At 66.4% G+C, this 23,176-nt stretch carries 20 protein-coding genes; all 20 read left to right on the top strand.

Annotation, left to right across the window (positions count from 1 at the left end; all coding sequences use genetic code 11):
* The first annotated feature begins 1 nt into the window (after window position 1).
* The 20 genes from IT347_04025 (at window position 2) to IT347_03930 (ending at window position 23,143) form a co-directional block, all read left to right on the top strand.
* Complete coding sequence (locus tag IT347_04025; GenBank protein ID MCC6348746.1) at window positions 2–1,099, top strand: efflux RND transporter periplasmic adaptor subunit; 1,098 nt, start codon at window positions 2–4, stop codon at window positions 1,097–1,099.
* Between the two features lie 4 nt (window positions 1,100–1,103).
* The gene (locus tag IT347_04020) at window positions 1,104–4,172 is read left to right on the top strand and encodes an efflux RND transporter permease subunit (GenBank protein MCC6348745.1); all 3,069 of its coding nucleotides are present in this window, start codon (window positions 1,104–1,106) and stop codon (window positions 4,170–4,172) included.
* An 11-nt stretch (window positions 4,173–4,183) separates the two neighbouring features.
* The gene (locus tag IT347_04015; GenBank protein ID MCC6348744.1) at window positions 4,184–4,522 is read left to right on the top strand and encodes a P-II family nitrogen regulator; all 339 of its coding nucleotides are present in this window, start codon (window positions 4,184–4,186) and stop codon (window positions 4,520–4,522) included.
* Window positions 4,523–4,530: 8 nt separating this feature from the next.
* A complete protein-coding gene (locus IT347_04010; protein MCC6348743.1) occupies window positions 4,531–5,430 on the top strand; it encodes a cation transporter in 900 nt (299 codons plus the stop codon).
* A gap of 21 nt (window positions 5,431–5,451) precedes the next feature.
* Complete coding sequence (locus IT347_04005; GenBank protein MCC6348742.1) at window positions 5,452–7,662, top strand: heavy metal translocating P-type ATPase; 2,211 nt, start codon at window positions 5,452–5,454, stop codon at window positions 7,660–7,662.
* A gap of 146 nt (window positions 7,663–7,808) precedes the next feature.
* On the top strand, window positions 7,809–8,165 hold the full coding sequence (locus IT347_04000) for a winged helix-turn-helix transcriptional regulator (GenBank protein MCC6348741.1): 357 nt from the start codon (window positions 7,809–7,811) through the stop codon (window positions 8,163–8,165).
* Window positions 8,162–9,181 (top strand): FTR1 family protein, encoded by a 1,020-nt coding sequence (locus IT347_03995; GenBank protein MCC6348740.1) that lies wholly within the window; start codon window positions 8,162–8,164, stop codon window positions 9,179–9,181. Before IT347_04000 ends, IT347_03995 begins: the two co-directional genes overlap by 4 nt.
* A 116-nt stretch (window positions 9,182–9,297) precedes the next feature.
* Complete coding sequence (locus tag IT347_03990) at window positions 9,298–9,687, top strand: helix-turn-helix transcriptional regulator (GenBank protein ID MCC6348739.1); 390 nt, start codon at window positions 9,298–9,300, stop codon at window positions 9,685–9,687.
* Window positions 9,684–10,865, top strand: a complete 1,182-nt coding sequence (locus IT347_03985; GenBank protein ID MCC6348738.1) for a DUF4346 domain-containing protein — start codon at window positions 9,684–9,686, stop codon at window positions 10,863–10,865. Before IT347_03990 ends, IT347_03985 begins: the two co-directional genes overlap by 4 nt.
* A gap of 20 nt (window positions 10,866–10,885) precedes the next feature.
* Window positions 10,886–11,251 (top strand): hypothetical protein, encoded by a 366-nt coding sequence (locus tag IT347_03980; protein ID MCC6348737.1) that lies wholly within the window; start codon window positions 10,886–10,888, stop codon window positions 11,249–11,251.
* Entirely contained in the window at window positions 11,248–11,751 is a 504-nt protein-coding gene (locus tag IT347_03975; protein ID MCC6348736.1) for a hypothetical protein, read from the top strand. The genes IT347_03980 and IT347_03975 overlap by 4 nt, the downstream gene beginning before the upstream one ends.
* A gap of 38 nt (window positions 11,752–11,789) precedes the next feature.
* On the top strand, window positions 11,790–12,407 hold the full coding sequence (locus IT347_03970) for a class I SAM-dependent methyltransferase (protein MCC6348735.1): 618 nt from the start codon (window positions 11,790–11,792) through the stop codon (window positions 12,405–12,407).
* A 343-nt stretch (window positions 12,408–12,750) separates the two neighbouring features.
* Window positions 12,751–13,959 (top strand): hypothetical protein, encoded by a 1,209-nt coding sequence (locus IT347_03965; GenBank protein MCC6348734.1) that lies wholly within the window; start codon window positions 12,751–12,753, stop codon window positions 13,957–13,959.
* A gap of 158 nt (window positions 13,960–14,117) precedes the next feature.
* Entirely contained in the window at window positions 14,118–14,519 is a 402-nt protein-coding gene (locus tag IT347_03960) for a DUF302 domain-containing protein (GenBank protein ID MCC6348733.1), read from the top strand.
* Between the two features lie 193 nt (window positions 14,520–14,712).
* Entirely contained in the window at window positions 14,713–15,135 is a 423-nt protein-coding gene (locus IT347_03955; GenBank protein MCC6348732.1) for a hypothetical protein, read from the top strand.
* Window positions 15,136–15,238: 103 nt separating this feature from the next.
* Window positions 15,239–16,639 carry a TolC family protein gene (locus IT347_03950; protein ID MCC6348731.1) on the top strand — a complete coding sequence of 467 codons (1,401 nt, stop codon included), beginning with the start codon at window positions 15,239–15,241 and terminating at the stop codon, window positions 16,637–16,639.
* Window positions 16,636–18,114: an efflux RND transporter periplasmic adaptor subunit gene (locus IT347_03945; protein MCC6348730.1), complete on the top strand. Its 1,479-nt coding sequence runs from the start codon at window positions 16,636–16,638 to the stop codon at window positions 18,112–18,114. The genes IT347_03950 and IT347_03945 overlap by 4 nt, the downstream gene beginning before the upstream one ends.
* Window positions 18,115–18,126: 12 nt before the next feature.
* Window positions 18,127–21,240 carry an efflux RND transporter permease subunit gene (locus IT347_03940; GenBank protein MCC6348729.1) on the top strand — a complete coding sequence of 1,038 codons (3,114 nt, stop codon included), beginning with the start codon at window positions 18,127–18,129 and terminating at the stop codon, window positions 21,238–21,240.
* Between the two features lie 56 nt (window positions 21,241–21,296).
* Window positions 21,297–21,812, top strand: coding sequence for a hypothetical protein (locus tag IT347_03935; GenBank protein MCC6348728.1), 516 nt, complete (start codon window positions 21,297–21,299; stop codon window positions 21,810–21,812).
* A gap of 113 nt (window positions 21,813–21,925) precedes the next feature.
* Window positions 21,926–23,143 (top strand): exo-alpha-sialidase, encoded by a 1,218-nt coding sequence (locus tag IT347_03930; GenBank protein MCC6348727.1) that lies wholly within the window; start codon window positions 21,926–21,928, stop codon window positions 23,141–23,143.
* The last annotated feature ends 33 nt before the right edge of the window (window positions 23,144–23,176 follow it).

Raw genomic sequence — 23,176 nt, 5'->3', positions numbered from 1 at the left:
GATGCGATTCGCCATCCGTTTGTCGAAGTACCTGCTGCCCATGTTGTCGCTGGCCATGCTCATCGCGAGCTGTGGCTCCGAGAAGAGCGACCCGGCGCCGGAAGCTGCCGCCGCGGATTCCTTGATCCACCTCCCTGCGACCAGTCTGGCGAGCGGCGAGGTGCAGGTGGAAGCCATGCGCGCAGTGCCGCTTGCCGACACCGTGGTCGTGAACGGCCAGATCCAACCCAAGCCTCTCAACCTGGCGCATGTCTCGACGCGCGTCTCGGGGACGATCCAGAGCGTCCAGGCGGTGATCGGCGACCACGTCTCCAAGGGACAGATCCTTGCGACGCTCTACAGCCCGGAGTTCTCCGCAGCCGAAGGTGACTACCTCCTCGCCCATGAACGCGCCGAGTCGATGTCGGGTGATGCCAGCGAGTTCGTGAAGGTCGCGCATTCGGCGCGCCAACGCCTCGAGCTCCTGGGTGCGGGCGCCGAAGATCTCGATCGCCTCGATCGCACTCACGAAGCGATTCCGTACCTGCCGCTGCGCAGTCCCATCTCTGGCGTCGTCACGGAGGTCGAAGCTGGTACAGGCCGGCAGGTCCCGGGCGGGACCGACCTGTTCGGCATTGTGAACCTCAGAGAAGTGTGGGCAGTCGTCGACGCCTATGAGCGTGACCTCGATCGGCTGCACGTCGGGCAGCCGGCAGTCCTTGCTGCGACGGCGTTTCCCAGCCTCGGCTTTCGTGGGCACGTCGTGAGCCTCGAAGGTTCGATCAAGGAGACGACACGCACGCTCGACGTGCGGCTGGAGGTGGGGAACCCCGATCTCAAGCTCCGTCCCGGCATGTTCGTCTCGGCCCGCATCGCAACGGGTACGACGCGCAATGCGCTCGTGATCGACGAAGCGGCGATCCAGTCCCAGGGCGATTCCAAGGTCGTGTACGTCGCGATGACGGATTCGACGTTCGTGGTCCGGCTGGTGGAAGTGCGCTCGCTGGGCGGAAACCGAGCCGAGATCCTCACGGGCGTTCGTGCCGGCGAGCGGGTCGCGACCCGCGGAGGATTCCTGCTCAAGTCGCAGGCGTCCAAGAGCCAGCTGGGCGAGGAGTGAGCCCATGGACCGCCTCGTCACCTTCGCGCTGCGACAGCGCCTGCTCATTATTCTCGTCTGCCTCGCGCTGATCGGCTTCGGCGTTCACGCGGTCAACGAGCTCCCAATCGATGCATTCCCCGATGTCACGAACGTCCAGGTGCAGATCCTCGCCGAAGCTCCCGGAATGGCGCCGGTCGAGGTCGAGCAGCTCGTGACCTACCCCGTCGAGGTGAGCATGGGAGGGTTGCCGGGTCTGGCGGAGACTCGATCCCTGTCCAAGCTCGGGCTCTCGCTCACGACGGTGGTATTCAAGGACAACGTCGACATCTACTTCGCCCGACAGCTTGTCTTCGAGCGGCTCCAGCAGGCGCGCGAGAAGCTGCCGCCCGGCGTGGACGTCGAACTGGGTCCCATCTCGACGGGGCTGGGAGAGATCTACCAGTACACGCTCGAGAGCCCCAAGCGCGACGCCATGGAGCTCCGCACGCTCCAGGACTGGGTCGTGCGTCCGATCCTCCGCGGAGTCGCGGGAGTGACCGACGTCAACAGCTTCGGTGGTCTCGTGAAGCAGTATCAGGTCCTCGTGCGTCCCGAGCAGCTGACCAGCTACCGCCTGACGCTCCGGGAAGTGCTCGAAGCCCTGGCCGAGAACAACGCGAATGCCAGCGGCGGCTACATCGAGCACAGTGGCGAACAATACGTCGTACGCGGACTCGGGTTGGCCAAGTCCAAGGAGGACCTTGGCCGCGTCGTCGTCGCCCACCGAGGGAGCACGCCGATCTTCGTGCGCGACATCGCGGACGTGACCACCGGGGCGGAGCCACGGCAGGGCTTCGTCACGCGGGACGGCAAGGGCGAGGCCGTGGCCGGCATCGTGCTCATGCTCAAGGGCGCGAGCGGTCGTGACGTCGTCGCCGCGGTCAAGGCCAAGCTCGCCACGGTCCAGAAAGCATTGCCCCGCGACGTGAGCGTCGTGCCCTTCTACGATCGCACCGAGCTCGTGGACCGAGCGATGCACACGGTGAGCGAGGCCTTGCTCGAGGGCGGAGTGCTGGTGCTCCTGGTCCTCATGCTGTTCCTCGGCAACATCCGCAGTGCATTGATCGTGACCCTCGTGCTGCCGCTCTCGGCGCTCGTGGCGTTCATCATGCTCAACGCGTTCGGGTACTCGGCCAATCTCATGTCGCTCGGCGGGCTCGCCATCGGTATTGGCATGATCGTCGACGGCGCCGTCGTGATGACCGAGAACATCTTCCGCCACCTGGCCGAGGATCACGGCAAGCGCAACATCGTCGAGGTCGTGCGCGAGAGCGCCCTTGAGGTCGCGCGGCCGATCGTCTTTGGCATCTCGATTATCACGGTCGTGTTCCTGCCGCTCTTCACGCTCGAAGGCTTCGAAGGCAAGATGTTCGCCCCGCTCGCCTTCACGATCGCGGCGGCCCTCGCGGGATCCCTCGTGTTGTCCCTGACTCTCGTGCCCGTGCTGAGCACGTTCATCCTCAAGGGCAAGCTCTCGGAGAAGGACACCTGGGTCGTGGCCCGCGCCAAGGCGCTCTACCTCCCCGCGCTCGCCTGGTGCCTGAAGCGCTGGCAGGTGCCGGTGGGCCTGGCGCTGGGGGGGCTGATCCTGAGCGGCGTGCTCTTCACCCGGCTGGGCCGCGAGTTCCTGCCGCCGCTCAATGAAGGCGCGATCGGGATGCAGACATTCCGACTGCCGAGCGTCTCACTGACCACCTCCCGGCAGATGGAGCTCGAGGTGGAGCGGGTGCTGCGTTCCTTCCCGGAGATCACGACGGTCGTCTCCAAGACCGGGCGCGCCGACATCGCGTCCGACCCGATGGGGCTCGAGGTCAGCGACGTGATCGCCAACCTGCGCCCGCGCTCGGAATGGAAGACCGCGAAGACGCGCGAGGAGCTCGTGGAGAAGATCCGTACGCGGCTCGAAAGCATCCCCGGGATGTCCTACAGTTTCTCGCAACCCATCCAGTTGCGCGTCGACGAGCTCGTGTCGGGTGTGAAGGCCCAGATCGCGATCAAGATCGTCGGTGACGATCTCGCGGTGCTGCGCGAACAGGGGGAGGCCGTCGAGCGGGTCATCCGGCAGGTGAGAGGAGCCGCCGACGTGAATCTCGAACGCACGGCGGGCACGGCCTATCTCGACGTGGACATCGACCGAGAGCGCATTGCCCGCTACGGCATCAACGTGGCCGACGTCCAGGCCATCATCGAGACCGCGATCGGTGGCAGCGAAGCCACGACGCTACGGGAAGGGCAGCGGAGCTTCGCCGTGGTCGTGAAGTTCCCCGAGGGCGTGCGCTCCGATCCGGCGCATTTCGAGAACCTGATGGTCACCGCCGAGGATGGCCAACGGGTACCCCTGAGCCAGCTTGCGCACATCCGGGTGGAGGAGGGGCCGGCGCAGGTCAGCCGCGAGAGCGGCCAGCGGAGGATCGTGATCGAGTGCAATGTCACGGGGAGGGACATGGGCTCGTTCGTGGCTGATGCCCAGCGCGCCGTGGCGCGCGAGGTCGCCCTGCCGCCCGGGTACTTCATCACCTGGGGCGGCCAGTTCGAGAACCAGCAGCGGGCGATGGCGCGGCTCTCCATCGTGGTGCCGCTGGTCGTGCTGCTCATCTTCCTGCTGCTGTTCACCAGCTTCGGCTCGCTGCGAAACGCCATTCTCATCGTGCTCAACATCCCGTTCGCACTGATCGGCGGTGTCATCGGGCTGTTCATCTCCGGGCAGAACCTGAGTGTCGCTGCGTCTGTCGGGTTCATCGCCTTGTTCGGCGTCGCGGTCCTCAATGGCGTCGTGATGGTGTCCTACTTCAACCAGCTCCGGCGGGAGGGCGCCACGCTTCAGGACGCGGTCTTGCGCGGTGGCGAGTTGCGCCTGCGGCCGGTCCTCATGACCGCCCTCGTGGGGGCTCTGGGGCTGATCCCGCTCCTGATCGCGTCCGGGCCCGGCTCGGAGATCCAGCGCCCGCTGGCTTCCGTGGTCGTGGGCGGCCTCGTCACCTCCACGCTGCTGACCCTGTTCCTGCTGCCCATCCTCTACCGCTGGCTCGAACGGCGGGACGTCGAGTTCTAAAGGAGTCGCCGATGAAGCGAATCGAGGCGTACATTCAGCCCTTCATGCTCACCCGGGTGATGCACGAGCTTCGGGAAGCGCACGTCCATGGCCTCACGGTGTCGGACGTGAGAGGTTTCGGGCGCGAGAAGGACGAGAGCTACCCCCACGATGCGTCCGACTATGCGGTCGATTTCACTCCCAAGGTGAAGCTCGAGATCCTCTGCCGGGATTCCGACGCCGACGGCCTCGTGGAGGCGCTGGTCCGCGGGGCCCACACCGGCCGGCGCGGCGACGGGAAGGTATTCGTGACCAGCGTCGAGTCCGTGGTCAGCATCCGCAGCCGGGAATCGGGCGACGAGGCCATCTAGGAGGACGAGTGCACGGGCACAACCACGGGGCCCCAACTTCATCGAGGACCTTCGCGATCGGGATCGGGCTCAACGTCCTCTTCGTGATCGTAGAAGTCGTGTATGGGCTTCGAGCACACTCGCTCGCCTTGCTGTCCGATGCGGGACACAATCTCGGCGATGTGCTCGGGCTGGGGCTCTCGTGGGGTGCGGTCATTCTGGCCCAGCGGCCACCCAGCGAGCGACACACCTATGGCATGCGACGTGCATCCATCCTCGCCTCGCTCGGCAACGCCATCCTCCTGCTCGTTGCCGTTGGTGGCATATCGTGGGAGGCACTGCAACGCTTGGCCAGCCCGCACGCCGTCGAGGGTGAAACGGTCGTGGTGGTCGCGGCGATTGGCATCGTCGTCAATGGGTTGGCCGCTCTGTTGTTCATGTCCGGGCGTCACCATGACCTCAACGTCCGCAGCGCCTTCCTGCACATGCTCTCGGATGCGGCGGTCTCTGTCGGCGTGATCCTCGCCGGTATCGCCATCCAGCTGACCGGGAAGTCCTGGGTGGACCCGGTCGTCAGTCTCGCCGTGGGCGCGATTATCGTGGTCGGGACCTGGAACCTGCTCCGGGAGTCGCTTCGGCTGGCGATGGATGCCGTGCCCGAGGGTATCGATCTACAGGGTGTACAGGCCGCGCTGGCAGGTCTGCCAGGCGTGACGGCTGTGCACGATCTGCACATCTGGGCCATGAGCACCACCGAGACCGCGCTGACGGTCCATCTCGTCGTGCCCGACCAGAGCACCAACGACGACACCATGGCTAAGATCTGTCGCGATCTTCACGATCGCTTCGGGATCGAACACACGACCATCCAGGTTGAACGAGGTGACGGTGCCGCCGAATGTGGCCAGGCACCCGACCATGTCGTCTAGGAGCACGCTGTGAGCGATACGCTGCGCGTCAAAGTCCACGGTCTCGACTGCGCCGAAGAGGTGGCAGCGCTTCGCCGTGAGGTCGGGCCCGCCGTCGGGGGCGAGGAGCGCCTGTCGTTCGATCTCCTGGGCGGCATCATGACCGTGACAGCGGCGCCGCCTGCGACCGTCGTGCTGGCCGCCGTGGCCCGGACCGGGATGCGTGCCGAGCTGGTCGTCGAGGCAAGGCACGCGAGCGGGCTGCAGATGCACGACGACCGCCGTGAGCGGAACCTGTTCACGCTAGTGAGCGGGTTGTTCGCGGCCGCGGGCTTCGCAACGCACGCGGTGCTCGCGGGCGGTGTGCTGGAGGCGTTTGGGCGGGAGGGGCTCGGACATGATCACGCGGTCCCCGTCGCCTCCATGGCGCTCTACCTGATCGGAATCGCCGCCGGCCTGCGATTTGTCATCCGCAAGGCGTGGATCTCCGCCGTTCGGCTTCGCCCCGACATGAACCTGCTGATGACGGTCGCCATCTTCGGAGCGATCGCGCTGGGCGAGTGGTTCGAGGCCTCGAGCGTGGCTTTCCTGTTCGCGCTGTCGCTGGCGCTCGAAGCGTGGAGCATCGGCCGGGCACGGCGGGCCGTCGCGGCCCTGCTCGACCTGAGCCCGCCCACGGCACGGGTGAAGATGCCCTCGGGGGATCGCACCATGCCGATCGAATCCGTTCCGGTGGGTGCGATCTTCCTGCTGCGCCCCGGCGACCGCGTCCCGCTTGATGGCATCGTCGTGGCCGGTTCCAGTGCGATCAACCAGGCCCCGATCACGGGTGAAAGCGTGCCGGTGTTCAAGGAGCCCGGCGCCGACGTGTTCGCCGGTACCATCAATGGCGATGGCGCGCTGGACGTCCGGAGCACACGCGCGGCCGGCGACACGACACTCGCCAAGATCATCCGCCTCGTGCGCGACGCCCAGTCGAAGCGAGGAACAGCCGAGCAGTGGGTCGACCGGTTCGCCCGCCGGTACACGCCGACGGTCATGGTGCTGGCGCTCGTGTTCGCTCTGGTTCCGCCGCTGCTGTCGTTGGGAAGCTGGAGCATGTGGTTCTACCGCTCGCTCGTCCTGCTGGTGATCGCCTGCCCGTGTGCCCTCGTGATCTCGACGCCCGTGAGCATCGTCGCGGCGCTCGCTTCTGCGGCACGGGCCGGTGTGCTCGTGAAAGGCGGGCTGTTCCTGGAGATCCCCGCACGCCTCAAGGCGATCGCCTTCGACAAGACCGGGACCGTGACCGAGGGGCGACTCGAAGTCACTTCCGTTGAGCCCCTGAACGGTCACACGGAGCGGGAGTTGATCGAGCGCGCCGTGGCCCTCGAGTCGAGCTCCTCCCATCCGCTCGCCCGGGCCGTCATGGCACATGCGGCCAGGCTGGGTGTCGCTGCCTCTGCCGCGGACGGCGTCACCCTTGTTCCTGGCAAAGGCACGACGGGCCGTATCGATGGCCGCGAGTTCTGGGTCGGATCGCACCGCTACCTGGAGGAGCGCGGCCAGGAGGCGCCCGAGGTCCATGCGATGATCGAACGACTATCGGGGATTGGCAGCTCGGTCGTCGTCATCGGCAACGAGCGCCACGTCTGTGGGGTGATCGCTTTGTCCGATCGCCCACGCGCTGAAACCCAGGCCGTGCTGGACAGTTTGCGCCAGCTCGGGATCGAGCGACTGGTGCTACTCACCGGCGACAACCGCGGCACCGCCGAAGCCGTGAGCCGAGCGTTCCGATTCGACGAAGTGCGCTCCGAGCTCCTGCCTGAGGACAAGGTGTCGGCCATTCGTGAACTGGTCGGGCAGTACGGTTCCGTCGCCATGATCGGAGACGGCGTCAACGACGCGCCTGCCATGGCGACGGCTAGTCTCGGGATCGCCATGGGCGCAGCCGGCAGCGATGCCGCCATCGAGACCGCCGACGTCGCGCTGATGTCCGACGACCTGTCGAAGCTGCCGTGGCTGGTCGCCCACTCGCGGCGCACGGTGGCGATCATGCGGGAGAACATCACCTTCTCTCTGCTGGTAAAGGTGGTCTTCGTCGTCCTCACATTTGCGGGGCGGGCCACACTCTGGAGCGCAATCACGGCGGACATGGGAGCGTCCTTGCTCGTGATCCTCAATGCTCTGCGGCTGCTTCAACCAGCTCCCCTGATTTCACGGGGCAGTCTGGAGACTGCGTCTTCGCCGGACCCCATACCCGGCTCCAGATGAGGCAAGGGTTGGGGTGGGAGACTTGGGAGGACGTCGCGGCTCAGGTGGGGAAGACCGTCAGCGAGATCCTCGAGGAGGCGGCACGCTGACCATCGTCGAAGGCGGAGTAGTTGCGCCCCGAAACATAATCATGTAACTATGCGTTGATGAGCCGATCGAAGCCCTCAGCCCTGCGACCCCTCCCGAGTGGGGAGGCCATCACCCTCGAAGCCAAGTTGTTTCGGGGACTGGCCGATCCATCCCGTCTGGCGATTCTGAAGGTTCTGCTGGCGGGTGAGAGTTCCGTGTCGGACATCGTCGAGAGCACGGAGCTTTCCCAGCCCAACGTGTCTGGGCATCTCGCATGCCTGCGCGATTGCGGGCTGGTCACGAGTCGGCAAGAGGGACGATCCGTCTTCTACTCGCTCGCCGACGAAGGCCTGCACGACGTGTTCTCGGCCGCCGAGGGAATCCTCGCTCGCGTCGCGGAGCGTATCTACGGCTGCACGAGGTACCGCTCGTGAGCATCACCGCCACGCCCGCGGGCCCGATGCGTCGCGCGGCAGCGCTCTCCCCGCTGCAACTGGTGGTCGCGGTGACCGGCTTGCTCGCGGTAGGCATGGTGCTGGCGTGGCAGGCGCTCGCAGTGCACGGGGTTCCCGATCCCTCGCTCTCCGGTTTGAGCCGCTCGGCGGTTGTACTGAGCAGCGGGATCCTGGTCTTCCGGGAAGGACTCGAAGCGGTTCTCGTGCTCGCGGCAGTGACCGCGGGGCTGGCCCGCTACAAACCGGATTTCTGGCGACCGGTGCTGCTCGGTGTCGGCGTCGCCCTTCTTGCGACCGTGGCCACGTGGTTTGTCGCGGTTGCGCTCATCTCATCCGTGAATGCCTCCGAACTGCAGATCCAGGCGGCCACCGGGCTCATTGCGATCGTTGTCCTGCTCGTGGTGATGAACTGGTTCTTCCACAAGCTGTACTGGACCGGCTGGATCTGTCACCACTGCCAGCGTAGAAACCAGCTCTTCAAGGAGCCGAACGCGACAGCATCGAGCGTGACGATGGGCCTCGCCTTCCTTGGATTCACGGCGATCTATCGCGAGGGCTTCGAGGTCGTGCTCTTCCTGCAGGACCTCCGACTGAAGGCCGGCACTGGCAGCGTGCTCGGCGGAGTCGGGATCGGCCTCGTGCTGACTGGCATCGTCGCGGTGCTGACTTTTCTCGCTCACCGGCGGCTGCCTTATCGGCGCATGCTCATCTTCACGGGAGTCCTTCTGGCGGGCGTGCTCATCGTCATGGTCGGAGAAAGCGCGCAGGAACTTCAGCAGGCCGGCTGGCTCCCGACTCACCAGGCTGCGCTTCCGATCCCGACCTGGATGGGTGTGTGGTTCGCGACCTTCCCGACCTTCGAGGGCCTGAGCTCACAGGCGCTGGCCGTCGTCATCGTGCTGGGGTCCTATCTCTGGGTTCGGAGACAGGTTCCGAAGGGACCGAGCGGCGAAGCTTCCACCGCCGGTTGTGAGGTGAACTCGCTGGGTGGCTGACCGCTGGCTGCCGGCTGGAGATCGCGCACCTAGGAGCGGTCCACCCTCTTCCCTTGTCCGCGGTCAGCTCAAGCTCCATAATATGCCCAGTTGCGCATATGAGCATGGGAGGCACGATGCAGGAGTTTGCGACAGTCTTCAAGGCGCTTGGCGATCCGACGCGCCTGCGCTTGGTGCGATTGCTGCTCGAGGGCGGCACGGAGCTCTGCGTCTGCGAGCTGGCCGACAGCCTCGAGGAATCCCAGTACAACGTCTCCAAGCACTGCGCGGCACTCAGGTCGGCGGGCCTTCTCGAGAGCCGGCGCGAGGGACGCTGGATCTACTACCGGGTTGCCGACGATCGACTGGCGTTCCGTTCACTCGTACTTCAAGCGGTAGCCGGCATTCCGGCCGATCACGTCAAGAGAGACCGGGCTGAACTGCGCAAGCGGCTCCGGCTGCGCGAGGACGGCAAGTGCCTGCTGGGAATCCAGAAGGCGCACCTGCTCCCGAGCGCGAGGGGGTGAGCGCGATGCCCGGGCGAGCCGAGCGTCTGACCACGCTACTCGCAGACCTGCGTTCCGCCACCGCGGCAAAGAAGTGCCATCGTTGCGGGTGCTTCCGTGGCACGGTGGAACAGTTGCACAAGGTCATGCCCTCACTGCCGGCCGAGGCGACGCGCGAGTTGCTGCCCGTCGTGACCGAGGGGCTCTCGCGGCTGATCCCCAGCGAGTACGACTGCCTCGGTTGCACCGTGTGTTGGCCCGCCAATGTACTCAACCTGGCCGTCGAGGAGTTCCCGGAAGCCGCGATCGAGGCGGATTCGGCGTGCCCGACCGACATTCCCGAGCGTCGGGCCGGATGGCCGCCCTATCCCGGGAACTTCCGCGTCCTCGATGCCGCAGGCGACGTGGCGGTGTGCGTGCTCACGTCGGAACACCTGGTCGAACCCATCGCCACCGCGGCACCTGCTCGCGTGGCAATCGTCGGCGCCGTCTACACCGAGAACCTCGGGATCGAGCGGATCCTCACGAACGTGCTGGCGAACTCGAACCTGACCACACTGCTGCTCTGCGGGGCCGACTCGCAGCAGCGGATCGGACACCTGCCTGGGCAGAGCCTGCTCAGCCTGGTCGCGAACGGTCTCGATGAGCGGGGGTTCATCATCGGGGCCCCGGGGCGGCGGCCGGTCATCAAGAACGTCTCCCGGGAGGCCGTTGAGACGTTCCGCCGCGAGATCGCCATCGTCGACCGCATCGGAACCGAGGATCTGCCGGGCGTCCTCGCCTCGGTCGCAGCGCTGCCGCCGTCGAAGAGTCGCCGGCCGGCCGAGACGGCTGGGGTAGGTCCGACGCCGATCTGGGCAGAGCCTCCTGCTCGGCTGGTGCTCGATCCGAAGGGCTACTTCGTCGTGCTGCCTGACCGCGCGCGCGGAGTCATCGTGCTCGAGCACTACAAGAACGACGGCGTGCTCTCCCTCGTTGTGGAGGGTGTGCGCTCCGACGAAATGGTCGCGACCGTGATCACCCGCGGCATCGTGTCTCGGCTCGACCACGCTGCGTACCTGGGGAAGGAACTGTCGCTCGCTGAACGTTCGCTCGCCACGGGCGAGCCCTATGTTCAGGACCGTGCCCCCGAGCCGGAATGCGGGAGCGGGTGCGGCTGCCACTCGAGCCCCATCATGTTGGGAGGGAAGAAGTCGTGAAAGCAACTGCTCGAGGCGCGGTGGTCCTACTGCTCGCTTCCTTCACGCTCGCCGGCTGCCACCGCAAACCTCTCGCCAAGGCGGCGCAGCCTGCTGATATCGGGGTCGAACAACTCGCGAAATCGCCGGAGGGCTACGCGGGCAGGGGCATCACGGTCCGCGGCGTGGTGTCGGAGATTGGTTCGGAAGGCCACATGTTCACGGTAATCGACGAGGCGGAGTACCGCTCCTGCCGCGAACTCGGGTGCGCTTCTTACGAGGTACCGGTTGCCTTCGCGGGCGCAATGCCCGAGACGGCAAGCGCCGTGCGCGTGTCGGGTCGCCTCGAGCAGTCCACGCCGGGTCGTTACATCGTACGTGCCGAAAGGGTCGAGGCGGTGCGGTGAGCCGGTCGGACTTCGCCCTGGCGGCCCTCGCCTTCGCCGCGACGCTGGGGCTGCACTTTGGCGTCCTCAGTTGGCAGCACGCCCACGTCGCGTCGCACTGGGTACATGTCGCGGGCGCGCCTGACCAATCCGCATGGGCGCGGTATGTCGGGCAGGGCGACTACTGGTTCGGCTACTCCTACGCGCTCGCGGCTGCCTTCACCGTCTTCGCGCTCGCGCTGACCATCCGCCAGCGGAGACAAGCGGCACAGGGCATCGTCGGCGGTGTGACCATGCTCGGCGTTCTCTACGGAGCCGGCTGCTTCCTGATCGGTTGCTGCGGCTCGCCGATGCTGGCGGTCTACCTCTCCCTCTTCGGTTCGTCGATACTGGGGCTCCTCAAGCCACTGGTTGCGCTAGTCACGACACTTTCCGTCGTCTTGAGCGCGGTATTGATTGTCCGGCGGGCTCGAATGCCTGCGTGCGCAGACTGCACACCGAAACTCCCGCTCAAGCCCTGAGAGCTTGAACGCGACGTGCGATGAGGGGGCTTCTTCAGATGACCGAGCAGGAAGATTGGGATGCCATCTATCACCAGAAAGCCGCCGACCGAGTGAGCTGGTACCGCCCGCACCTCGAGCGCTCCTTGGCCTTCATCCAGGGCGCTCATCTCGAAGCGAGGGCCGCGATTATTGATGTAGGCGGGGGCGCGTCCACCCTCGTGGACGACCTGCTCGATCGTGGCTTCACAGATCTCACGGTGCTCGATATTTCGATGACCGCCATCGCAGGAGCGAAGAGGCGACTCGGCCCACGAGCCGCAAAGGTGAGTTGGGTGGTCGCGGACATCACGCAGATAGAGCTCCAGGAGCACTGCCTTGATTTCTGGCACGATCGGGCCGTGTTTCACTTCCTGTGCGAGACCGGGGCCCGCCGCCGCTACGTCGAAGCCGTGCGACGTGCCTTGAAGCCAGGCGGACACATCGTGGTCGCCACGTTCGGGCCGCATGGCCCAAAGCAGTGCAGTGGCTTTGAGGTCACGCGATACAGCCCCGACGAGCTTCACGGTGAGTTCGGCTCTCCGTTCGAGAAGGTCGAAAGCTGCGAGGAAATGCACCTGACTCCGTGGGGCAGCGAACAGGAGTTCGTCTACTGCCACTGCAGAATGGTGGGCTGACGCTGCTCTCTGGGTCGTGTGAGCAGCCGAGGTCGGGGGCACTCACTCGGGATCGCATTGAAGATCCTGCTTCGCCGTGTGCAGGTTTCTCCGTTGGTGGTCCTGCTCCGGTGTCGTGAGGCCTCGCCGGATCAAGTGTTGGTGGCCCCATCTGTTGTGCTCGCTTGCACTTGGTAGCCCGCCTCTAGCGGTAGCGCGGTGGCATGAATCTGGCCTATCACGCGCTCGGAGTGGAGTGCATCCAGCACTCCTCGGGAACATGCACCCGACGGCCCGCGCCTCCCAAGTACTGATGCTCGACGCCCCGCATGCGCTGCGGAATCCCCGCGCGCAGGAGAATCGAATGAAGCTGGCGACTGGCTTCTTGTGCCTGCTGCTGGTCAGTGCCGGCCTGTCTCTTCTGCGGGTCCGGAGTTCTCAGGCGGTGCCCGCCTTCGCGCGGCGCGAGTCGGCCAAGTGCCAGATGTGTCACTTCCGTCTGCCCGAGCTCAATGAGGACGGACACTCCTACATCCGCCGCGGCCTTCGCGAGGAGCGGGGAGGGATGACACCGCAGGCGGGCATGGTCATGGGGACGCGAGAGGCCGAGAAGCCTCCGGTCGCCGCCACCGAGCGGCCGCTGGGCGAGGTGCTGCCGCTGGAATGGCAGCACTACCTGACCGTCATGGGACATCACACCTTCGAGGCGCGCAATCACGAGCAGGCCGCGTTTCACTCGGGGATGATCGATGGCTGGATCGGGGGACCACTCGATCAGCACTGGTCCGGACTCGCTAACTTCGCTTTCGATATCGAGGGCGGTGGCGTCGCGGTGGAACAGGCCTACGCCCAGTTCAACACATCATGGAGCCCGCGTTTCGCTTCCGTGCGCTTCGGCCAGCTCGTTCCGTTCGCGATCCTGTTCAACGGCGTCGGCGCGGCAATGCCGCTGTCGGCGCCGGTGGTCCTTGAGATGCCTTCGCGAGCAAATAGCCCTTGGGCGCCCGCGGTGCTCTTGCGAGGAGTTGAGCTCGGCGCGGTGAACCTGCCGCGCTGGAACGCGTATGTGGGCGCCGGCCAGCCCCAGATCGAGGGTCTCGTCGGCCCAGGCCACACAGATCTCTATGCTAGCGCCGAGTACCTGATTGGCGAGAAGGGCAATGCGCTCAGCGGGTTCGGCTACAGGGGCAAGATCGAGGCAACTCCCGACCAGGTTTCGCTGGACTACGACAGAGTGGCGCTCTTCGCCAATGCCTACGGACCGAAGACCAAGGGCGTACTTGGGCTTCTCTGGGGGACCGACAAGCCGGCCGGCGACAAGTCCCTGGCCTCAAAGGGGGGCTTCCTGCTCGGCGAGGTCCTGCTCGCGGAACGGTGGGCCGGATACGCACGCTACGATTACGCCAGTCGCGCCGTCCCCGTCGGGGACGCTGAAACGACCGACGGGCCGACGATGGGCGTATCGTTCTGGGTGCAGACTCAGGTGCGGCTCACGCTCGAGACCCAGTTCCTGAAGTCGACCGGTGCGTCTCGGGACCAGAGCGCGATCGCCGAGTTGATGTGGGCCTTCTAGGCCTACGGGGGAGTGATGCATGGGCAACATGGGAAACATGGGTGGCTACGGGCAGGGCGGATAGATGGTCCTGTGGTGGATCGGCGGGATTGCACTCCTGATCGTGCTTGTCTGGTTTCTCGCGAAGGGACGAAGCGGAAAGTAGGAGAGGCGGGCTCATGCTGGACACCGAATACGGGTTCACACGCACATTGAAGGGCATCTCGTACGAGGATGCACGACGGCGCATCGAAGCGGCGCTCAAGGCAGAAGGCTTCGGCGTACTGACGGAGATCGACGTCCGGGCAACTCTCCGGGCCAAGTTGAACGTGGACTTTCCCAACTACGTGATCCTGGGAGCGTGCAACCCGACCTTGGCTCACCAGGCGCTGAGCACGGATCCGGGAGTTGGGCTCCTGCTCCCCTGCAATGTCGTGGTCAGACAGGACGATGAGGGTAGCGCGGTCGTCTCGATCCTGGATCCGGAGGCCATGCTCAAGGTCGCGCCGCACTCGGCCGGGCTCGAAGGCCCGATGCGCGAAGCACGCGAACGCCTTCAGCGGGCGCTGGGCAAGGCATGAGGTGAATGGACATCAGGCGCACGCCTGAGGGACTCCGCAGGATGCATGCAGCCTGCCCGGGCCGCGTCAGGCCCGTGTGACTTCATGCACCAACCCTACGGAACGGGCATCAGAAGCCGATAACAGCCTTGACTGTCGGTCGTTGGGGAGTCAATGCTGTTGGAAGTCGAGTATCCATGGAGGTGCTGGTCGGATGAAGCTCTTGCTCGGGTTGCGCGTGATGTTGACTCTTCTCGTCGCGGTGCTGATGCCGCTCGAGTTGGGCCATTGCGCGTTCATGCCCGTGCAGGCGGCCGCCGTAACCGCAGTTGCCGACCATCACGACGACGGCGATCACGACTGCTGCCCCGAGTCCGGTCCCATGCAGAAGCCGACGTCCCCCTCGGACGGCTGCTGTTGCGGGAACATCCAGCTTCCGCTTGCCACCTCGCCAGGCTCGGTCTCCATCGACGCCCCGGTGTCCGCGGCCACGTCATTCGCCGTCGTGGCGACGAGCGTGGCGACGGCTGGCGCTCCGAGTGCTTTCGTCCGGCTCGAACCGGATGCCCGATCGGCTTCGCCGCCCGATCCCTCGACTGCATCGCAGTCGCCGCGTAGCCCTCCTTACTTCGCCTAGCATCCCGTTCTGGTCCTGACGTAGGACGAGGCGCGCCATATGGAATGGCGTGCGGGAATGCGAGTCAGGTGCCATCGCGCCCTGACGGAAAGGCGGAAATGGAATGTCTTCACGGCTGACGCATCGCCTCTTCGCGATCGCGTGCGCTGCACTCCTCGTGCCGGGAGCTGCGAGGCGCTCCCTCGCTCAATCCGACCTAGGTAGCGCAACGGTGACTCCTTCGGCAAGCGGCTCGTTCGAGCCCCTCGAGAGCCCTCTCACGCTGGAGCGGGCGCTCGCCATCGCTTACTACTCGCATCCGGACCTGCGCGTCGCCGCAGGGAATCTTGCCGTTGCGCGAGCCGACTCGGCGTTCGCCGGAGTTCCCGCGTTCAATCCGCAACTCGAGCTACAGACGGCCCGGGGCGGCCAGACGCTTGGTTCGGGTTCCGAGGGCACGCTGGACTTCGGCGTCAGCCAGGAGTTGGAGCTCTGGGGCAAGCGCTCGGCGCGCCAGTCGGCCGCCACTTCACGCTCCCTGACCACCGCGGCGCAATGGAGCGCGAGACGGCAGGAGCTCGAGTCGGACATCCGCGCGCGTTTCGAGCGTGCGCTCTTCCTTCAGGATCGCCTCGTCCTCTCAGACGAACTGGCCGATCTGGACCGCCACGTTGTTCAGGCCACGCAGGCTCGCGTGCGGGACGGTTCCATCACGCCCGTGACGGGACGCCTGACGGAGCTGGACCTGCTCCGGATGGAAGCGCAGGGCCGCCGCGCGCGCAGTGATCTTCGTCAGGCGCTTGTCTCGCTTGGCCTCGCGATCGGCCGGGCGCTTCCCGACTCCATCCGCCTCAGCGGCGAGGTGAGCGTGGATTCGCTGCAAGCGCCCGAGGATTCCGTCGTGGCATCGGCGCTGCGGGTGCGCGCAGCCGGCGACGTCTTCCGACGCCAGATCGCCGAGCGCCAGGCGGAACTCCGGGTGGCGGAGCTCGAAGGACGACCAGACCTCACGCTGGGACTGGGACTGACGAGGGACCGCCGCTCCTTCTCCAGTGGTGACTTCAGCGGCGATCCCGCGATCATCGGTGGAATCTCAGGCGCGAGCTCCACGGACAACCTCTGGACCGCCCGCATCAGCGCTCCGCTGCCCCTGTGGCAGAAGAACCAGGCAGGTCGCGCCCGGGCGTCCGCCGAGATCGGTCGCAGCGTGGCGGAGTACGACCGCTATCGCCTGCTGACGCAGATGGAAGTGCTGGGTGCCGTGCGGCGGTTCGAGGACGCCGCCGGGCTCTACCGGCTCTACCTCGAGCGATCGACTCACGTGCGGCAGGACCTTGCGTTGATCCGCGAGGCCTACACCGACGGACGCATCTCGCTCGATTCCTACCTCACGCAGAAGGGACGACTCGTGGACACGTTGCTCGGGCAACTGGAGGCGGGTGAGGCCTATTGGGACGCCCGTGGTCAACTGGAAGCGGCGGTCGGGCTCGATCTGGCTCACCTCAACGCGGCAGGTGCCCGATGAGACGCCTCGCCACGCTCCTGGTGCTCCTCCTCGCGGGAAGCACTCTGGCCCGGGTCGCGGACGCCCACGAAGGGCATGACGCGGCGCCGGGGACCGGTGCCGCCGCGATCTCGAGCCGGCACGTGCTCTCGGCACAGTCGGACCGCTACGAAGTCGTGCTCAAGAACGACGCGCTCACGCCCGGCCTCAAGAGCGAGTTCGATCTCTACCTCAGCGATTTCATGACCAACGCGCCCGTCGCGGGGGCCAAGGTCGGGTTGGTCCTGCGATCCGAGGCACGTGAACTGTGGTCGGGGGCCGCGACTGCGACCGCGCGCCCGGGCGTGTACACGGCTTCCTTCCAGGCGCCGGCTGACACGGGTTCGTATACGGTGCTGGTCACGGTTGCGGATCCAAAGGGGGAGGAACGCTTCGCGCTCTCGGGGCTCGAGGTGAGCCGCGAGCATGCGGACACTGCCCGCCCGTCACAGGGTGGATGGCCGTGGCTGTGGCTGCTCGGTCTCGCGGTCGCTCTGCTCGCGGGACTGGTCCTCCTGGCGCGTCGACGCACGCCGGCGGTCGCGGCATCGCTCATCCTGTGCTTCGTGCTCGCGCCCACCGCGCGTGCGCACGAGGGCCACGACGATGCGCCGACAGCGTCCGGCGCTCCGGTCGGTCCCGGCGCGCAAGTCTATGTCGCCAAGGAATCCCAGTTCCTGATGGGGATCCGTACCGAGCCGCTCGCGCGCCGGCCGGTTCAGAGGCGGTTGAGCGTGCTCGGGCGAGTCGCTCCGCGCGGAGGCGGCGAGATCGAGATCGTGGCCCCGCAGTCGGGGCGCATCTTCTTCGCCGGTGGGCAGGCCCCGGTGCTGGGGCAGGGCGTGACCAAGGGGCAGTCGATCGCGCAGCTCAGGGTCGTAGACGACCTCGCGCTTCGCGTGCCCATAACGGGCGTGCTCACGGGCGTGTTCGTCGTGAACGGCCAACTGGTCGAGGCGGGGCAGAGGCTCATGACCCTGCTCGATCCCTCGGTGGTCTGGGTGCATGCCGACGTGTACGAGGCGGACATCGCCAGCGTCCAGGCCTCGACGCATGCGGTGATCACGTCACAGACCATGCCGGACCTGTCGCTTGCGGGCCGGCGCGTCGCGCTGGGGGTCACGCAGGGCGAGGTACCGGGCGCCATCGAAGTGTGGTTCGAGGTCCCCAATCCCGGTGGCCGGCTGCGGATCGGGGCGCTGGTGGACGTCGGCATCGAGCAGGGCGGAGTGGAATCGGCGCTGGTGATCCCGAGAAGCGCCGTATTCGAGAAGGACGGACGCAAACTCGTCTTCGTCCACACCGCGCCCGAGCGTTTCACGGCACGCGAAGTCACGCTCGGGACCAGCCTCGGTGCGCGCGTCGTGGTGACCGGCGAGCTCGCTCCCGGCGACCGGGTGGTCGCCACGGGTGGTTATCCCCTGCTGACGGCTCCGGTCGTCAGTCTCGGAAACTGAGGGGAACGACCCATGCTCGATCGCATCATCCTCTTCGCGTTGCGCAACCGGCTGTTCGTGATTGCGGCAGCCGTGCTGCTGCTGATCTACGGCGGCATGGTGCTCATCAAGCTGCCCGTTGACGTGTTCCCGGACCTCAATCGTCCGACCGTGACCGTCATGAGCGAAGCCCCGGGCCTCGCCCCCGAGGAAGTCGAGACCCTCGTCAGCCTCCCGATCGAGACCACGCTCAACGGGGCGCCGGGCGTGGAGCGCGTGCGCTCCACGTCGGGCATCGGGCTGTCGGTGGTGACGGTCGAGTTCGCCTGGGGCACGGACATCTACCGGGATCGCCAGTTGGTGGGCGAGAAGCTGCAACTCGCCGCGGAGCACCTGCCCAAGGGCGTCGCACCGGCGATGGGGCCGGTCTCCTCGATCATGGGCGAGATCATGCTGCTGGGGTTGGAGAGCACCGACGGCACGACGTCGCCGATGGAGATGCGGACGCTGGCGGATTGGGTGGTGAGGCAGCGGCTGCTGACCATCCCGGGCGTCTCGCAGGTCATCCCGATCGGCGGCGGGGTCAAGCAATACCAGGTGCGGGTGAACCCGCAGCGTCTCGCGGCGCTGGGCCTGTCCCTCAAGGACGTCGAGCTGGCGGTGGGGGCCAGCAACGAGAACACCACGGGCGGCTACCTCGAAGCTCAGTCGCAGGAGTATCTGATCCGCAACCTGGGGCGCCTGCGGAATCCCGATGAGCTGCTCAACACGGTGGTGGCGACGCACAACGGCGTGCCGGTGCTGCTCAGGGAAGTCGGCAGCGTCGGGGTCGGCACGCTGGTGAAGCGCGGCGATGGCAGCGTCAACGGCAAGCCGGCCGTGATCCTCTCCATCCAGAAGCAGCCGGGTGCCAGCACGATCGAGCTGACGAAGAGCATCGAAGCGGCACTCAAGGAGCTTCGCCCTTCGCTGCCGAAGGACGTGAAGATGCGGCCCCTGTTCAAGCAGGCCAACTTCATCGAAGCGGCGATCCGAAACGTCGAGCAAGCACTCCGCGATGGCGCCATCCTGGTGCTCATCGTGCTGTTCCTCTTCTTGCTCAACTTCCGCACGACCGCGATCACGCTGACCGCCATCCCGCTGTCATTCGTCACAGCCGCGGTCGTGTTCCACATCTTCAACATCTCGATCAACACGATGACGCTGGGCGGGCTGGCCATCGCCATCGGCGAACTCGTGGATGACGCAATCGTCAACGTCGAGAACGTATTTCGGAGATTGCGCGAGAATCGCCACGCGGCAGAGCCGCGGCCGGCCCTCGAGGTCGTCTACAAGGCATCATCCGAGGTCCGGAACTCCATCGTCTACGCCACCATCCTCGTGGTGCTCGTGTTCCTGCCCCTCTTCGCGCTGAGCGGGATCGAGGGCCGCCTGTTCGCACCGCTCGGGGTGGCGTACATCGTCTCGATCCTCGCTTCGTTCGTGGTCTCGCTGACCGTCTCGCCGGCGCTCTGCCTGTATCTCCTGCCGAAGGCGAAGGTCATGGCCGAGGAGCGGGACTCATTCGTCGTGCGGCACCTGAAGAAGTGGGACACGCGGTTGCTGCACTTCACGCTGCCCCACCCGGAGGTCGTGATCGGCGGGGCGATCGTGCTCGTGCTCGCGGCGGCCGCGCTGGTGCCGCTCATGGGCCGCGAGTTCCTGCCGCCCTTCAACGAAGGGACGGCCACGATCAACGTCATCGCGGCCCCCGGTACGTCGCTCAGCGAGTCGAACCGCATCGGCACGATCGCCGAGCAGCAGCTGCTGAGCGTGCCCGAGGTCATCTCGACCGGTCGTCGCACCGGTCGCGCCGAACTCGACGAGCACGCGGAGGGCGTGCACTACACTGAGATCGATGTCGACTTCCGTCACTCCAAGCGGAGCCGCGAAGCAGTGCTCGGCGATATTCGGCAGCGGTTGGCCGAGATCCCGGGCGTGTTCTCCAACATCGGCCAGCCGATCTCGCACCGGCTCGATCACCTGCTCTCGGGTGTGAGGGCGCAGATCGCGGTCAAGCTGTTCGGCAACGATCTGGACCTGCTGCGCGCCAAGGCCGCCGAGATCCAGGCGGTCATGGGCACCGTGCCCGGTGTGGTGGACCTGCAGACGGAGAAGCAGGTGCTGGTGCCACAGGTGCGGATCCAGGGCGACCGGGTGGCGCTCGCCCGGTATGGCCTCAACGTCGGAGACCTGAACGAGGCGCTGGAGACGGCATTGGACGGCCGTGTCGTGTCACAGGTTCTCGAAGGGCAGCGGACATTCGACCTGATGGTGAGGTTCGACGATGCCTCCCGCGGGAGCCTGGAGGCCATCCGCAACGCGCTCATCGACACTCCCTCGGGCGCGAAGGTGCCGCTCTCCGCGATCGCCACGATCGAAGAATCGCGGGGACCCAACGTCATCCAGCACGAGAACGTCCAACGCCGCATCGTGGTCTCGGCCAACGTCAGCGGCAGGGACCTGGGCCGGGTCGTTGGCGAGATCGAGAAGAAGGTGGGGGCGCAGGTCTCGCTGCCCACGGGGTACTTCGTCACGTACGGCGGCCAGTTCGAGAGTCAGGAGTCCGCGACGCGCCTGATCGGCATCCTGAGCCTGTTCTCGCTCGCGGCGATGTTCCTCGTTCTGTTCGCGCATTTCCGGTCGGTGCCGATCGTGCTGCAGATCCTGCTCAACATCCCGTTGGCGCTCATCGGAAGCGTTGTGGCCATCTTCCTGACCGGCGGCACATTCTCGGTGGCCTCGCTCGTCGGATTCATCACGCTGACGGGCATCGCCTCGCGAAACACGATCATGATGGTCTCGCACTACCTGCACCTGATGAAGGACGAGGGGGAGCAGTTCGACATGCACATGGTCGTGCGCGGCTCGCTCGAGCGGCTGGTGCCGGTGCTGATGACCGCATTGACCGCGGGGCTGGCGCTGATCCCGCTGGTGCTGGCGAAGGGCGAGCCGGGCAAGGAGATCCTCTACCCGGTGGCCACGGTCATCCTCGGCGGGCTGATCAGCTCGACGCTGCTCGATACGATCGTGACGCCGGCGGTGTTCTACCGGTTCGGACGGAAGTCGGCGGAGAAGTACCTGGCGGGAGCCTCGGAAGAGTCGTAGGGGTGCGCTCGATCCGCGGGCGCACGAAGCCGTGTCCTCCAAGACGGGAGAGTGGGATGAACGTGAATCTGAAGAAGTGGGTCTTGGTCGCAGCAGCGGCTGCGATGGTGATGGCGGTGATGGTCGTGGCGGGCTGCTCTTCGAACAAGGGCTCGTCGGATGCGCCTGCGGCATCTTCCCAGCCCGCGCCCGCGGCGTCCGCGCCGAGCGGCGAGGCTGGACACGAGATGTCACCCGACATGGTGATGCCGGCAGGCACCATCCCCGAGATCTGGACGCAGATCGCCGGCGAGCAGACCAAGCTGACGGCGGCAATCCAGAACGGCCAGCTCAAGGATGTCCACCACCTCGCCTTCGGGATCCGCGACCTCGTCGTGGCGCTGGCGGACAAGGCCAAGGCGGCATCGCCGGCGAGCGCGCCGAAGCTCGACGGCATGGTGGCCCAGGTCAAGGCGTCCGCCACGAAGCTCGACGAGCTCGGCGACGCCGGCAACCTGAGCGGGACGCAGGCCGAGTACGCGAAGCTGGAGACCGTTCTGGGTGCCCTCAAGTCCGTTACCGGCGGGAAGTAGTGGTCAGCGTCGCGCACGAAGCGGACGCCAAAGTGGAGGATTCCGTGACGCTCCCAACGCCATCCCGCACGACGCCCCCACCGCATGAACTCATGCGGTGGGGTGTCGTGACGTTGCTCGCCCTGATGTTCTCCACCGCTGTCCTCCAGCCGGAAGCCCGTGCGGTGACCGCGAATGTCGTGGCTGCACTCCCGGGCGCGAATCCACTTGCCTCCCCTGCACCGGTGGGCAGCCGTGAACCGTATCTCGCAACGATGCCGGACGGCCGGTTCGCGCTGAGCTGGCTGGAGCCCGCGGGCGGCGAGAGCATGGCGCTCCGTTTCGCGATCTTCGACGGAAAGGGGTGGTCGAAGGCGTCCACCATCGCCGTCGGCGACTCGTTCTTCGTGAACTGGGCGGACGTGCCGAGCATCCGACCGCTCGGAGGCGATCGGATCGCGGCTCACTGGCTGTGGCGCAGCGGCAAGGGGACGTACGCGTACGATGTTCGCGTGAGCCAATCGGCAGACGCCGGTCGGACGTGGAGCAGGCCCATCACACCGCATCGGGACGGCACAGCGAGCGAGCACGGTTTCGTCTCGCTTGTCGCGGATACCGGCGGCGTGCTGGCGGTCTGGCTCGATGGCCGCAAGACCGAGGGCCACGATGAGGAATCGCCCGGGCCCATGCCGGACATGACCCTGAGAACCGCGTCCATCGCGAGTGATGGACGGCTGCGGAATGAGGGCGAGATCGACAGCCGAACGTGCGACTGCTGCCCGACCGCCGCGGTCGTGACGGACCGAGGCGTTCTGGTGGCCTACCGCGACCGAAGCTCCGACGAGGTGCGAGACATCTACGTCACCCGCCGAGAGGCGGACGGCTGGTCGTCGCCACAACCTGTTCACTCCGACGACTGGCATATCGCCGGGTGTCCCGTGAGCGGGCCGGCGCTCGCCGCGCAGCAGTCGCACGTGGCGATCGCGTGGTACACGGCCGCGGCGGATTCGCCCCGCGTCTACGTAGCATTCTCTGACGATGCTGGCCGGCACTTCGAACCGCCAGTTCGGATTGACGAGGGCAGCGCGCTCGGCCGGGTCAGCGTCACGCTTCTCTCCGACGGCTCCGTGCTCGTGACCTGGCTGGAATCCAGTGGCCACGACGCTCTGGTGCGGACGCGGCGTGTCTCCGCTTCCGGAGCGCCCGGCGCCGCGATCACCGTGGCGCGGACGTCGGCGGCCCGATCGAGCGGGTATCCGCGCGTGCTGACGTCGGGACGGACCACCCTGATCGCCTGGACCGAGGCCGGAATGTCACCTCAGGTGAAGCTCGCCACCCTCGAGCTCAGGTGAGCGGATGATCCAGAAGGGAGGAATACCGTGAAC

It is taken from the genome of Candidatus Eisenbacteria bacterium (assembly GCA_020847735.1).
Taxonomy (GTDB): domain Bacteria; phylum Eisenbacteria; class RBG-16-71-46; order RBG-16-71-46; family RBG-16-71-46; genus CAIXRL01.
Note: the sequence above shows the minus strand (reverse complement) of the source record. Positions and strands in the feature narration are given on the sequence as shown.